This is a genomic window from Blautia sp. AF34-10 (genome assembly GCF_003477865.1).
GTDB lineage: Bacteria > Bacillota > Clostridia > Lachnospirales > Lachnospiraceae > Fusicatenibacter > Fusicatenibacter saccharivorans.
Map to the genome: position 1 here is coordinate 66,262 of NZ_QUED01000008.1, position 13,304 is coordinate 79,565.

12 protein-coding genes and 1 pseudogene are annotated in these 13,304 nt (G+C 50.5%); all 13 read left to right on the forward strand.

What is annotated here, in order from left to right; translation table 11 throughout:
• Positions 1 to 60 precede the first annotated feature (60 nt).
• The 13 genes and pseudogenes from DWZ60_RS06850 (at position 61) to glgA (ending at position 13,255) form a co-directional block, all read left to right on the forward strand.
• Positions 61 to 453, forward strand: a complete 393-nt coding sequence (locus tag DWZ60_RS06850; RefSeq protein WP_022463352.1) for an Asp23/Gls24 family envelope stress response protein — start codon at positions 61 to 63, stop codon at positions 451 to 453.
• Positions 454 to 580: 127 nt separating this feature from the next.
• On the forward strand, positions 581 to 1,018 hold the full coding sequence (gene nusB, locus DWZ60_RS06855) for a transcription antitermination factor NusB (protein ID WP_022463351.1): 438 nt from the start codon (positions 581 to 583) through the stop codon (positions 1,016 to 1,018).
• Complete coding sequence (gene xseA, locus DWZ60_RS06860) at positions 1,008 to 2,234, forward strand: exodeoxyribonuclease VII large subunit (RefSeq protein ID WP_022463350.1); 1,227 nt, start codon at positions 1,008 to 1,010, stop codon at positions 2,232 to 2,234. The genes nusB and xseA overlap by 11 nt, the downstream gene beginning before the upstream one ends.
• Positions 2,235 to 2,256: 22 nt before the next feature.
• Positions 2,257 to 2,502 (forward strand): exodeoxyribonuclease VII small subunit, encoded by a 246-nt coding sequence (gene xseB, locus DWZ60_RS06865; protein ID WP_226906307.1) that lies wholly within the window; start codon positions 2,257 to 2,259, stop codon positions 2,500 to 2,502.
• A complete protein-coding gene (locus DWZ60_RS06870; protein ID WP_330415388.1) occupies positions 2,480 to 3,394 on the forward strand; it encodes a polyprenyl synthetase family protein in 915 nt (304 codons plus the stop codon). The genes xseB and DWZ60_RS06870 overlap by 23 nt, the downstream gene beginning before the upstream one ends.
• 11 nt (positions 3,395 to 3,405) lie before the next feature.
• On the forward strand, positions 3,406 to 5,283 hold the full coding sequence (gene dxs, locus DWZ60_RS06875; RefSeq protein WP_117800839.1) for a 1-deoxy-D-xylulose-5-phosphate synthase: 1,878 nt from the start codon (positions 3,406 to 3,408) through the stop codon (positions 5,281 to 5,283).
• Positions 5,280 to 6,089 (forward strand): TlyA family RNA methyltransferase, encoded by an 810-nt coding sequence (locus tag DWZ60_RS06880; protein WP_022463346.1) that lies wholly within the window; start codon positions 5,280 to 5,282, stop codon positions 6,087 to 6,089. The genes dxs and DWZ60_RS06880 overlap by 4 nt, the downstream gene beginning before the upstream one ends.
• Positions 6,090 to 6,108: 19 nt before the next feature.
• Positions 6,109 to 6,966 carry an NAD(+)/NADH kinase gene (locus DWZ60_RS06885; RefSeq protein ID WP_055218241.1) on the forward strand — a complete coding sequence of 286 codons (858 nt, stop codon included), beginning with the start codon at positions 6,109 to 6,111 and terminating at the stop codon, positions 6,964 to 6,966.
• A gap of 29 nt (positions 6,967 to 6,995) precedes the next feature.
• Positions 6,996 to 7,472, forward strand: a complete 477-nt coding sequence (argR, locus tag DWZ60_RS06890; protein WP_055218239.1) for an arginine repressor — start codon at positions 6,996 to 6,998, stop codon at positions 7,470 to 7,472.
• Between the two features lie 64 nt (positions 7,473 to 7,536).
• Positions 7,537 to 9,227: pseudogene (recN, locus tag DWZ60_RS06895) on the forward strand (DNA repair protein RecN).
• 165 nt (positions 9,228 to 9,392) lie between these two features.
• Complete coding sequence (gene spoIVB, locus DWZ60_RS06900; RefSeq protein ID WP_158568303.1) at positions 9,393 to 10,613, forward strand: SpoIVB peptidase; 1,221 nt, start codon at positions 9,393 to 9,395, stop codon at positions 10,611 to 10,613.
• A 206-nt stretch (positions 10,614 to 10,819) separates the two neighbouring features.
• A complete protein-coding gene (spo0A, locus tag DWZ60_RS06905; protein ID WP_022463341.1) occupies positions 10,820 to 11,620 on the forward strand; it encodes a sporulation transcription factor Spo0A in 801 nt (266 codons plus the stop codon).
• Between the two features lie 192 nt (positions 11,621 to 11,812).
• Positions 11,813 to 13,255, forward strand: a complete 1,443-nt coding sequence (glgA, locus tag DWZ60_RS06910) for a glycogen synthase GlgA (RefSeq protein WP_117800845.1) — start codon at positions 11,813 to 11,815, stop codon at positions 13,253 to 13,255.
• The last annotated feature ends 49 nt before the right edge of the window (positions 13,256 to 13,304 follow it).

Below are 13,304 nucleotides of genomic sequence, written 5' to 3' on the forward strand. Positions count from 1 at the left end.
TATTTTCGGAAAACTTTTGGTATAATAAAGGAAAGTCAGCCAAGGAGGAGGTTCTTTAAGATGGCAGAGGCAAAAATTCAGAAAAGAAACACTTATACGATATATGATGACGAAGGAATCGGAACCGTGCAGATTGCAGACGAGGTGGTAGCTATTATCGCAGGACTTGCGGCAACGGAAGTGGACGGGGTAGCCTCCATGGCCGGAAATATTACCAACGAATTAGTCAGCAAGCTTGGCATGAAAAATCTTTCCAAGGGTGTCAAAGTTGATGTACTCGACGGCGTTGTCTGCGTGGATCTTGCCCTCAATCTCAAATATGGATACGAGATTCCGGCAACCTGCAAAAACGTACAGGAAAAAGTAAAAACAGCGATCGAGAATATGACAGGCCTGGAAGTTTCCGATGTCAATGTAGCCATTGCAGGCGTGAATATGGAACAGACGAAATAAAAAACAACGAACCGCGAGGGAATAAGGCGACCCCTTACAACCCCGCGGTTCTTGTTAACTATTCAGAGCCAGATGAAATGGAAGAAAAATAGTTAATTAACTATACAGGAAGGAATTAAAACAGACAATGAACAGAAGCAAACTTCGCGAAAATATTTTTAAACTTCTCTATACCGCAGAGTTCCAGGAGAAAGAGGAGATGCCGCAGCAGATGTCTCTTTACTTTACGTACTCTGACGACAACGACGAGGATGAAGAAGTAACCGTAAGCGAAAAAGATCAGACCTATATGGAAGAGAAATACCATCATGTGACCGAGCACATCCCGGAAATCGACGAGATGCTGAACCGTACTTCCGAGGGCTGGAAAACGACCCGTATGGGAAAAGTAGACCTGGCGATCCTACGTCTTGCCGTTTACGAGATGAAATTCGACGAGGACGTTCCGGTCGGTGTAGCCATCAACGAGGCCGTTGAGCTGGCAAAACGCTTCGGCAGAGACCAGTCTCCGTCCTTTATCAACGGTATTCTTGGAAAACTGGCAAGAGAAGAAGATGAGAAATAAAAATCAGAATGTTTACACCGTAGGCCAGGTCAATTCATACATCAAAAACATCTTTGACCAGGACTATATGCTCCGCCGGATTTACGTCAGCGGAGAAGTAAGCAACTGTAAATACCATCCGTCCGGCCACATCTATTTTTCCTTAAAAGATGCGGAAGGAACCATTTCCTGTGTCATGTTCGCCGGTTCGCGGCGCGGCCTTGCCTTCCCGATGCGGGACGGCGATAATGTGATTGTCGGCGGCAGCATCAGCGTCTATGAGCGGGACGGAAAGTATCAGATCTATGCAAAAGAGATCACAAAAGAGGGCGCCGGCCTTTTATACGAAAAGTATCTGGCCCTAAAAGCAGAACTGGAAGAGATGGGCATGTTTGCCCCGGAGTACAAACAGCCGATTCCTGCGTATGTAAAGAAAATCGGTGTTGTCACAGCACCGACGGGAGCTGCTGTGCAGGATATCAAAAACATTGCACTCCGCCGGAATCCCTTTGTCCAGATCATCCTCTACCCGGCCCTGGTGCAGGGAGAGGGAGCGGCGGACAGCATCGTGGAGGGCATCCGCCGTCTGGACGCACTGAATCTGGATGTGCTGATCGTGGGCCGCGGAGGTGGTTCGATCGAGGATCTTTGGGCGTTCAATGAGGAAAAAGTAGCGCGTGCCGTTTTTTCCTGCCATACCCCGGTGATCTCCGCCGTCGGCCATGAGACCGACACAACGATCATCGATTTCGTGGCAGATCTGCGCGCCCCGACCCCGTCCGCAGCGGCGGAGCTGGCGGTCGCTGATGTCCGCGCGGTACTCAACACACTGGAAAATTATAAAAGCCGCATGAACCATGCGATGGCAAACCAGACGCAGAGAGCGAGAAGCCGCCTTCTGCAGTACGAGACAAAGTGGAAGTATCTCGGACCGGAAAATAAGATCCGTGACCAGAGAGCACGCCACGCCGAGCTGGAGCGTCGGTATACAGATGCGATGGAAGAAAAGCTCAAAGAAGCGCGCCACCGCCTTGCCCTTTACATTCAGGCGATGAAGGGTCTGTCCCCGCTGGACAAGCTGAACCAGGGCTATTCCTACGTGGAAAAAGAAGGAAAAGCCATCACTTCGGTGCAGGATGTCAAAGAAGGTGATCTGCTCGAAATCTGTGTATCAGACGGAAAGATCACAGCGCGCGCAGAGAAGACATCGGCCGTATCCTGGATGGAACAATCGTGAAAAAGCAGAGAATCGAGAAAACATGGGAAATATGGAAGCAGAAGAGAGAAAAGAAGAAGGAACCCCTTCCGGTGAGACACTGGAAGCAGCATTTGGAAAACTGGATCAGATGCTCGAAACGCTGGAGAGCAGCGATGTCAGCCTGGAAGACTCCTTTCGTTTATACAAGGAGGGAATGGAGCTTTTGAACGAATGCAGTCAGAAAATTGACCGCGTCGAGAAAAAAATGCTCCAGATGAATGAGGATGGAACATTCAGAGAATTTTAAAGCGGTACTCGAAGAAAAAACGCGGGAAGCGGAAAGTATCATTGCCGCTTACCTGCCGAAAGAGGAAGGCTTTGCAAAGGAACTGGCAAAAGCCATGAATTACAGTATGACAGCGGGCGGAAAGAGGCTTCGTCCGCTGCTTTTGCAGGAGAGTTTCCGTCTGTTCGGCGGAACCGGGGAGGCTGTAAAACCATTTATGGCAGCCATGGAGATGATTCACACCCATTCCCTGATCCACGATGATCTCCCTGCGATCGACAACGATGATTACCGCCGCGGCAGAAAAACGACCCATGTCGTCTTCGGGGAGGCCGTCGGCGTGCTGGCAGGAGACGCCCTTTTAAACTATGCATACGAGACAGCCTGGAAAGCCTTTCCACTGGAGGAGCACACCGACCGCGTAGTGCGGGCTTTTGGTATTCTCTGTCAGAAAACCGGAATTTCCGGCATGTTGGGCGGTCAGAGTGTTGACGTGATGAATGAAAAAGCCGGCCATTTCGCCATCGACCGTGAGATGCTGGACTACATTTACGAGAACAAGACTTCGGCGCTTTTAGAGGCTGCCATGATGGCAGGTGCGGCACTTGCAGGAGCAAACGACGATGATCTTGACGCGCTCTGCCGGATTGCCTCCAAAGTCGGAATCGCGTTCCAGATCCGGGACGACATCCTGGATGTCACATCCACGATGGAGGAGCTTGGAAAGCCGGTTTTCAGTGATGAAAAGAATGAAAAAACAACGTATGTGACGATGTTTGGCACAGACGGGGCGGAGCAGGAGGTAAAACGGCTTACGAAAGAGGCCGTAGACGAACTGAAAAATCTGTCCTGTCCGGGAGATAAAATATTTCTGGAAGAGCTGTTTGAATCTCTGACTTCCAGAAAAAAGTAAGGGATGATTTCATGTTAGAAAAAATACAGAAACCAAACGATATTAAGAAGATTCCGGCGGACCAGCTTCCGGCGCTTGCAGAGGAAATCCGGGAATTTATTATCGAGTCTTTGAGTAAAACCGGCGGCCATCTGGCGTCCAATCTTGGTGTCGTGGAACTGACGATTGCGATGCACCGCGTCTTCGATCTTCCAAAAGACAAGCTGATCTGGGATGTGGGACACCAGTCCTACACGCACAAGATTCTGACCGGGCGGAAAGACGGGTTTGAAACGCTGCGCCGGGAAGGCGGCATCAGCGGATTCCCGAAGCGGAGCGAGAGTGACTGCGATGTATTCGACACCGGCCACAGCTCGACCTCGATTTCCGCAGGCGTCGGCTATGTGCGTGCACGGGAACTGAAAAAAGAAAATTATTCCGTTGTTTCGATCATCGGAGATGGTGCGCTGACCGGCGGCATGGCGTACGAGGCGCTGAACAATGCGGCCAGCCTGAAATCGAATTTTATTATCGTTTTAAATGACAACGAAATGTCGATCACCGAGAATGTCGGCGGTATGTCATCGTACCTGTCCGGCCTTCGGACGGCATCGGCGTACACGGATTTCAAGATGGACGTCACAAAGGCATTGAACCGCATTCCGGGCATCGGACCTGGCATGGTGGATGCGATGCGGAAGACGAAAAGCAGCATCAAACAGATCATCATTCCGGGCATGCTGTTTGAGGATATGGGACTTACGTATTTAGGTCCTGTGGACGGCCACAACATTCCGCAGCTGATCAAGACCTTCCAGGAAGCAAAACGGTTTGAAGGACCGATTCTGGTGCATGTCCTGACACAGAAGGGCCGCGGCTATGAGCCGGCGATGCGCCACCCGGCAAGATTCCACGGTGCGGGTCCGTTCGATGTGAAAACAGGATTGCCGGTTGGAAAATCCAATCCGACGTACACGGATGTCTTTTCCACAGTCATGCGGAAAATGGGAGATCGAAGAAAGGATGTTGCGGCAGTCACGGCGGCGATGATGACCGGTGTCGGACTGAAACGCTTCTACAACATGTTCCCGGACCGCTGTTTCGATGTGGGAATCGCAGAAGAGCACGCGGTGACATTTGCAGCGGCACTGTCACTCGGCGGCATTACGCCTGTCGTTGCGATTTATTCTTCATTCCTGCAGCGGGCGTACGATCAGATCATGCATGACGTCTGTATGCAGAATCTCCATGTCGTCTTTGCGATTGACCGCGCCGGTCTTGTGGGCTACGACGGGGAGACACACCACGGCATTTTCGACCTTTCCTATCTGGGTTCGATGCCGAATATGACAATTCTTGCACCGAAGAACCTCTGGGAGCTTTCGGATATGATCAAATTTGCGGTCGATTACGACGGCCCGATCGCGGTGCGCTACCCGAGAGGGGAAGCGTATACGGGATTAAAAGAGTTCCGTGCGCCCATCTGCCTCGGAAAATCAGAAGTGATCCATGAGGGAAGCCGTGTTGCACTTCTTGCCGTCGGCAGTATGGTAAAAATGGCAGAAGAAGTGCAGAAACAGTTAAAAGAGCGGATGGATATGGATGCGGCGCTTGTGAATGCGCGGTTCGTCAAACCAATCGATGAAGAACTTCTTCGAAGCTTTGCCGATACGTATGAGCTTGTCGTAACACTCGAGGAAAATGTAAAAGACGGCGGCTTTGGAGAGCGCGTCCTTGCTTTTGCCGAGGAAGAAGACCTTCCGTTCGGCGTGGAGATCATTGCACTGCCGGACCGCTTTATTCCGCACGGAAGTGTATCATACCAGATGAAACAGGTCGGCTTTACGCCGGAAGATATCTGCGGCAGAATTGAGGAATACTACAGAAAACAGGGGCAGGAAGAAAGATGAAAAAACGATTAGATGTATTACTGGTAGAACGGGGCCTTGCCACATCGCGGGAAAAAGCGAAAGCCATGATTATGGCAGGAGAAGTTCTGGTGGACAATGAGCGGGAGGATAAAGCCGGTTCCATGTTCCCGGAAGAAGTGGAGATTGTCTTAAAAGGAAAACCACTGCCGTATGTGAGCCGCGGCGGCTTAAAATTAGAGAAAGCAATGAAAAACTTTAACCTTACCCTGGATGGAAAGGTCTGCATGGATGTCGGAGCATCCACCGGCGGCTTTACCGACTGTATGCTGCAGAACGGCGCCGTCAAGGTATATTCCGTGGATGTCGGCCACGGCCAGCTCGACTGGAAGCTGCGGAACGATCCGCGCGTTGTCTGCATGGAGCGCACGAACATCCGTTACGTCGTGACGGAGGATATCGAGGAGAGACCGTCCTTCGTATCGATCGACGTATCGTTTATCTCCCTGACCAAGGTGCTGCTTCCGGTTCGAAATCTGATGGAAGAGAACGGCGAAATTGCAGCTCTGATCAAGCCGCAGTTTGAGGCAGGACGCGAAAAAGTCGGCAAAAAAGGTGTTGTCCGTGATCCGGCTGTACACAAAGAAGTCATTGAGATGGTCATTTCCTATGCGAAAAGCATTTCCTTCGGCGTGCGCCATCTGGAATTTTCTCCGATCAAAGGACCGGAGGGAAATATCGAGTATCTCGTTCACCTTGTCCGGCTGCCGGACGGCGTGACAGAGGAAGAGACCAATGTCGATGTAGACGCCGTTGTAAAGAGCGCACACGATACACTGGATAAATAAAAGGGTTAAGGAGCATGATATGGAGCGATTTTACCTGATCACAAACAGAGCAAAAGACCCGGACCTTACCGTGACAGACCAGATCAGGCAATATCTGGAGGAGCGCGGAAAAACGTGTCTTCTCTGCGATAACAGCGAAAAAGGGGAAAAATACCATTATACGGATCCGGCGAAGGTTCCGTCAGATATCGACGGCATTCTGGTGCTCGGTGGTGACGGCACGCTTCTGCAGGCAGCAGGCGACGTGGTGGATTTACAGATTCCACTGCTCGGCATCAATCTGGGAACGCTCGGCTATCTTGCGGAAATCGACCGTGACACGCTTTATCTGGCGCTGGATCATTTGATGGCGGATGAGTATACGATTGAGCACCGCATGATGCTCTGCGGATCGATTTACCGAGACGGAAAGCTGATTGCGGAGGACGCGGCACTCAACGACATTACGATCACCCGTGAGGGAAACCTGCGTGTCGTCCGGTTCGACAATTACGTCAACGGGGAGTTTTTAAATTCCTACAGCGCCGATGGCATCATCATCGCAACGCCGACCGGTTCGACCGGCTACAGCCTCTCCGCGGGCGGCCCGATCATCTCACCGTCAGCCAGCCTGATGCTGATGACACCGCTTGCCCCGCACACCCTGAATACGAGAAGCATTGTCTTTCCGGCAGAGGATGTGATCGAGGTGGAGCTCGGGCCTTCGAGAGACGGCGGCATTGAACAGGGCATGGCATATTTTGACGGCGACACCCGCGTTCCGATGAAAACCGGCGACCGGATCGTGATCAAAAAGGCCAGACGGGATACTCTGATTGTGAAAATCAGCAACATCAGTTTTCTGGAGACATTAAGAAAGAAAATGGCAAACATTTAAGATATAGTTACTGGGGAAGGATGCTTGAAATGAAAATCGCGAGACATGCACAGATTATCAAATTAATTAACCAATATGATATTGAAACACAGGAGGAGCTGGCAAAGAAGCTGGAGGAGAGCGGCTTTGCCGTAACGCAGGCGACGATTTCGAGGGATATCCGCCAGCTGAAGCTCACAAAAGTACCAAAAGAGAACGGCGGAAGCCGCTATGCGGTTCTGCAGAACGCACCGTCCGAGGTTGGGAGCCGCTATGCGCGCGTGTTAAAAGACGCGTTTATTTCTGTTGATCTTGCCAAAAATATTCTGGTCATCAAAACCGTGTCTGGAATGGCGATGGCGGCGGCAGCGGCTTTCGATGAGATGAACTGGAATGAAATTGTCGGCTGCATCGGCGGAGACGATACGATTCTCTGCGTGGCAAGAGACGATGATGCGGCGCTTGTGGCAGCAGAACGACTGAAAAAAATGGTGGACGGCATGGAGGAGACGGGCGAAGAGTTCTAAAGAACGCACGTCTCTGCAAAAAGAGACAAAAAGATGACAGCAGGTGTGACACCGGAGGAAAAGAATGCTCACAAACTTACACGTAAAAAATCTGGCCCTGATCGACGAAGCGGAAGTGGAGTTCGGTCCGGGCCTGAATATACTGACCGGAGAAACCGGAGCCGGAAAATCCATCCTGATCGGTTCGATCAACGCGGCGCTTGGAAAGAAGATATCCCGCGAGATGATCCGGACGGGAGAGACAAGCGCGCTGGTGGAACTGGTCTTTGAAACCGAAAATCCGCATGTGCTGGAGCTGTTAAAAGAGATGGATCTCGAGGCGGAGGAGGGACAGGTGATTATTTCCAGAAAGATCACCGGATCCCGCAGCGTCTGCCGCATCAATGGCGAGGCATGCAATATCTCGCAGGTAAAAGCTCTTGCGTCCCTGCTGCTCGACATCCACGGCCAGCATGAGCACCAGTCGCTGCTCTATCCGGACCGGCAGATCGCGATTCTTGACGCGTTTGCGGGAACCGAGGCGGCCACGGCAAAAGGAGAGGTCCGGGCGCTGTACCAGGAGTGGAAGAATGTCCGAAAGGAGCTCTCGGCGTACGAACTCGACGAGGAGGCAAGAAAGCGGGAGGCAGCATTTCTTACGTTTGAAATCAACGAGATTGATCAGGCAGAGCTAAAAGAGGGCGAGGACGAAGCGTTGGAAACTGCGTACCGGAAAATGGGCCATGCGAAAAAGATCGCGGAATCTCTGCAGACGGTATATGCGATCACCGGCTACGGTGCAGAGAACAGCGCCGGGGAGCAGGTCGGCCGCGCAATCCGGGAGCTGCAGCAGGCCGCGGTGTACGACGATGCACTTTCCGGTCCGTCGCAGACCCTTTCCGATATTGACGGACTGCTGAATGATTTCAACCGCGAAATTTCCGCATATCTTTCCGAACTGACCTTTTCTGAAGAAGAGTATTACGAGACGGAAAAGCGGCTCGATGAGATCAACCGCCTGAAAGCAAAGTATGGAAAGACGATGGAAGAGATCACCGCATACCGCGAAGAACAGCAGAAAAAACTGGAAAAACTGGAAAATTTTGAGAGCTGCCGTGCCGCACTGCAGGAGCAGTTACAGAAAACGGAGCAGAAACTGGATGCGGCCGCACATAATCTGTCCAAAATCCGCAGAAACTATGCAAAACGGCTCGAAACACAGATTATCGAGGTCTGCGCGACCTGAATTTCCTGCATGTCGCATTTGAAATTTCATTTGAAAAGACAAAAAGCTACACCGAAAACGGAACCGATGCTGTGGAGTTCTTAATCTCCACAAACCCGGGCGAAGCGATCCGTCCGCTGGCGAAAGTTGTTTCCGGCGGTGAACTGTCGCGAATCATGCTTGCAATCAAGACGATTCTTGCCGACCGCGACGAGACAGAAACCCTGATTTTCGATGAAATCGACACCGGAATCAGCGGAAGGACGGCGCAGAAGGTTTCCGAAAAAATGGCACAGATCGGGCAGCGCCATCAGGTCATCTGCATCACCCATCTGCCGCAGATCGCGGCGATGGCAGATTCTCATTTTGAAATCGAAAAAAACGTCGAAGAAAACGAGACCGTCACATCGATCCATCCATTATCCGAGGAAGATTCTGTCAGAGAACTGGCAAGAATGCTCGGCGGCGCGAAAATTACGGATTCTGTTCTGGCAAATGCCAGCGAGATGAAGGAATTGGCACAGGTACAAAAATCTGCAAGACTCAAATAAAGAGAAGTCCGCATACTAAGAGGGAAATCACGAAACAAAGCGTGGTTTCCCTCTTTTTCGCGGGCGGCGAGTCAAAGTCCGTGCCTGCACGAGAACTTGACGACCGCCGCGAAAACAAAAGAAATGCCGCAGTTCTGCCCTGCGGCGGAAAGGATGGGAATGCAAATGACGAGAAAACAAAAATACCGAAGAGTCCTGCTTGCGCTGGCGGCGCTGTTTCTGATCCTCGCTGTTCTTCTTGGCTACGATGCCATGCGCGAATCCCTGCCGGATACGATGTATGTGGATGAGAACAGCGAAAGCCCGTTTCAGCCGCTCACGAAACATCCGCTTCTGACGATTTCGGAAGATACGAAGGAAGCAGAAAAAACCGAATTCGGAGAAACGGGAGAAACGGTTGTAGAATGTTCCGCCGCCGGGATCCCGCTGAAAAAGATCCGTGTGATCCAGGAAGAACGGCCGAAAGTTGCCGTCTGCGGAGCGCCGGTCGGTATCTATATGGAGACCGACGGTGTGATGGTGATCCGTACAGCCGAAATCCGTTCGTCCGACGGAACCGTCAGCCGTCCGTCAGAAAATATTCTTCGGGAAGGCGACTATATCACAAAAGTAAACGGACAGAGCATCCGCAGCAAGCAGGATCTGATTGATGCAGTAAAAGTATCAAACGGTTCCCCGGTGTATCTTTCCCTGCTTCGGGACGGGGAAACGATCGAAGTGCAGGTGACACCGCAGAAAAGCCAGGACGGCACCTGCCGCCTCGGGGCCTGGGTCCGCGACAATATGCAGGGAATCGGAACACTGACTTTCGTGGAACCGGACGGAACCTTTGCAGCGCTCGGCCATGGAATCAGTGATATCGATACCGGAAAAATGCTCCAATTGAACGGCGGAGAACTGTATCTGACACAGATTCTGTCTGTGATCCCGGGAAAAGCGGGTGTACCGGGTGAACTGCAGGGCGTGATCCATTACGAAGAAAAGAACCGTATCGGGTCAGTGGCGGAGAATACCATCTACGGTATCCACGGCGTTCTGGACAGGGAAAAAAGCAGTGCACTGCCGCTTACCGTGACGGAAATTGCCTATCGGCAGGAGATCGAGACGGGCCCGGCCACCGTGCGGATGTGCGTGGACAATACGGTAGAAGAGTATGAGGCGGAGATTACAGAAATCGATCTTGGAAGCGAGAATACGAACAAAAATTTTGTGCTCGAAATTACCGATCAACGGCTGCTACAGAAAACCGGCGGCATCGTACAGGGAAATTCCGGCTCGCCGGTGCTCCAGAACGGAAGGCTGATCGGCGCCATTACCCATGTTTTCGTAAACCATCCAGAAAAAGGCTACGGTGTCTTTGCGGAAAACATGCTTGAACGGAACTGAAAAAATATGCGTTAATTTGGTTGAAATTGTTACAAACTTCCGAATTTTTACGGAAAATGTCGATCGAATTTTCAAAAAATTACGGGAAATATATTGAAAATGCGAAAAAATAAAATTATAATGTCTGTGTGATTGGAAAAAGTTCAGAAGAAAACGGATGCAGTGAAATTCCGGAAAGACTATGAGTTTTTGCAAAGGAGAGCTTTATGGAAAAGATCAACATTGCCATCGCGGATGATAACGAACGCATGCAGGAAATGCTTGGGAACGTCATAAAACAGGATGACACGCTTGAACTGATCGGGCAGACCGGAAACGGAAATGATATCTACAGTATCATCCGCGACAAAGAACCGGACGTCGTACTGCTTGACATTTTCATGCCGAAGATGGATGGTCTGACTGTAATGGAGAAAGTCAATGAGGATAAAAATCTGAAAAAAAGACCTGCCTTTATCGTTGTCTCCGCCGTAGGAGAGGAGAGGATCACCGAAGATGCGTTCCGGCTCGGCGCTTACTATTACGTCTTAAAACCGTTCGACAACGAAACTCTTCTGAACCGGATCAAAGCAACAAAAGGAATGACATCAGTAAGAAGATACCATCCAAGAAATTTTACAAACCCCGGAAAAGAGCCGATCTGTCCGCCGGAAAACAGTCTGGAAATCGATGTGACAAATATGATCCACGAGATCGGCGTTCCTGCCCATATCAAAGGATACCAGTACCTGCGCGATGCGATTCTGCTTTCCGTAGAGGACACGGAAATGCTCAATTCCATTACCAAGATTCTCTATCCGACCATCGCGAAACGCCACCAGACAACGTCAAGTCGTGTCGAGCGTGCCATCCGCCATGCGATTGAAGTGGCCTGGAGCCGCGGCAAAATGGATACAATCGACGAGCTGTTCGGCTATACCGTGAACAACCGCAAGGGTAAACCGACAAATTCTGAATTTATTGCATTAATTGCAGATAAAATACGTCTTGAACTGAAAAATCAGTAAAAAGTAACAAAAAAATCCGAACAAACGGAGAAATTACAGAAGTTTAGACTTTTTTTTCTGGACAAAGTACGGTATAATACAGACAGGACGTTGATTATCCTTTCGCGTTTCATAGGATCGTGACAAAAAGGAAGGAATTACAGAAAAACAAAGATGCGATAATCAGCATGAAATTACAGGAGGATTCTTTTCATGAAAAATATTTTGTTCGTGGCTTCAGAGTGTGTACCGTTCATCAAAACAGGCGGTCTGGCGGATGTAGTAGGTTCTCTGCCGAAATACTTCCCGAAAGAGTATTTTGATGTGCGCGTGGTGATTCCAAAATACGCAGGAATCAAAGAACAGTTTAAAAATCAGATGCAGTATGTGACAAACTTCTACATGGATCTGAACTGGAGACAGCAGTATGTCGGCATTTTCGAGATGGAATATGAAGGCATCAAATTCTACTTTATCGACAACGAGGAGCATTTCGGAGGAAGCACTCCATATGCGGGCATGCCGTGGGATCTGGAAAAATTTGCTTACTTCAGTAAAGCAGCGCTTTCCATTTTACCGACCATCGGCTTCCGCCCGGACCTCATCCACTGCCACGACTGGCAGACCGGTCTCGTTCCGGTTTACCTGCACGAGCGTTTCCAGGCAGATGAATTCTATCGGGGAATCAAAACCGTCATGACGATCCACAACCTGAAATTCCAGGGCATCTGGGACCGCAAGACGATTCAGAGCATTACCGGCCTTTCCGACTACTACTTCACACCGGATAAGCTGGAGTTCAAACACGATGCCAGCTACTTGAAGGGCGGTCTGGTTTACGCAGATGCGATCACCACCGTCAGCAATACATACGCGCAGGAGATTCAGACCCCGTTCTATGGCGAAGGACTCGACGGTCTGATGTGTGCAAGAGCAAACGATCTGCGCGGTATTGTAAACGGACTCGACTACAATGAGTGGAACCCGGAGACAGACGCTCAGATTGCAAAGAATTTCAATGTAAAGAACTTCCGTAAAGAGAAAGTGAAAAATAAACTGGCACTGCAGGAGGAGTTAGGACTCGAGGTCAATCCGAAGACGATGATGATCGGTATCGTATCCCGTCTGACCGATCAGAAGGGCTTCGACCTCATCAGCTATATGATGGATGAGATGTGCCAGGATGCCGTACAGTTTGTGATCCTTGGAACCGGCGAGGAGCGCTACGAGAACATGTTCCGCCACTTCGCATGGAAATACGACAAGAAGGTTTCGGCAAACATCTACTATTCCGATGCAATGTCACACAAGATCTATGCATCCTGCGATGCCTTCTTGATGCCGTCCCTGTTTGAGCCATGCGGACTCTCCCAGCTCATGAGCCTCCGCTACGGAACCCTTCCGATCGTCCGCGAGACCGGCGGCCTCAAAGACACCGTAGAGCCGTACAATGAGTACGAGGGAACAGGAACTGGATTCAGCTTCACAAACTACAATGCGCATGAGATGATGGGTACCGTGCGGTACGCAGAGCGCATCTATTACGACAAAAAACGCGAGTGGAACAAGATGATCGACCGCGCAATGGCACAGGATTTCTCCTGGGCGAATTCCGCAAAACAGTACGAGGAAATGTACAACTGGCTGATCGGATAAGCTGGTCTGCATTCTGAAAAATAAGAAAAAAATCCCGAAATGGCAGAAG

Bases quoted from the DNA above. Each gene is read 5' to 3' on its own strand.
- xseA (WP_022463350.1), top strand. From the start codon at position 1,008: ATGAGAAATAAAAATCAGAATGTTTACACCGTAGGCCAGGTCAATTCA.
- glgA (WP_117800845.1), top strand. From the start codon at position 11,813: ATGAAAAATATTTTGTTCGTGGCTTCAGAGTGTGTACCGTTCATCAAA.
- spoIVB (WP_158568303.1), top strand. From the start codon at position 9,393: ATGACGAGAAAACAAAAATACCGAAGAGTCCTGCTTGCGCTGGCGGCG.
- xseB (WP_226906307.1), top strand. From the start codon at position 2,257: ATGGGAAATATGGAAGCAGAAGAGAGAAAAGAAGAAGGAACCCCTTCC.
- DWZ60_RS06850 (WP_022463352.1), top strand. From the start codon at position 61: ATGGCAGAGGCAAAAATTCAGAAAAGAAACACTTATACGATATATGAT.
- DWZ60_RS06880 (WP_022463346.1), top strand. From the start codon at position 5,280: ATGAAAAAACGATTAGATGTATTACTGGTAGAACGGGGCCTTGCCACA.
- dxs (WP_117800839.1), top strand. From the start codon at position 3,406: ATGTTAGAAAAAATACAGAAACCAAACGATATTAAGAAGATTCCGGCG.
- argR (WP_055218239.1), top strand. From the start codon at position 6,996: ATGAAAATCGCGAGACATGCACAGATTATCAAATTAATTAACCAATAT.
- DWZ60_RS06885 (WP_055218241.1), top strand. From the start codon at position 6,109: ATGGAGCGATTTTACCTGATCACAAACAGAGCAAAAGACCCGGACCTT.
- DWZ60_RS06870 (WP_330415388.1), top strand. From the start codon at position 2,480: ATGGAACATTCAGAGAATTTTAAAGCGGTACTCGAAGAAAAAACGCGG.
- nusB (WP_022463351.1), top strand. From the start codon at position 581: ATGAACAGAAGCAAACTTCGCGAAAATATTTTTAAACTTCTCTATACC.
- spo0A (WP_022463341.1), top strand. From the start codon at position 10,820: ATGGAAAAGATCAACATTGCCATCGCGGATGATAACGAACGCATGCAG.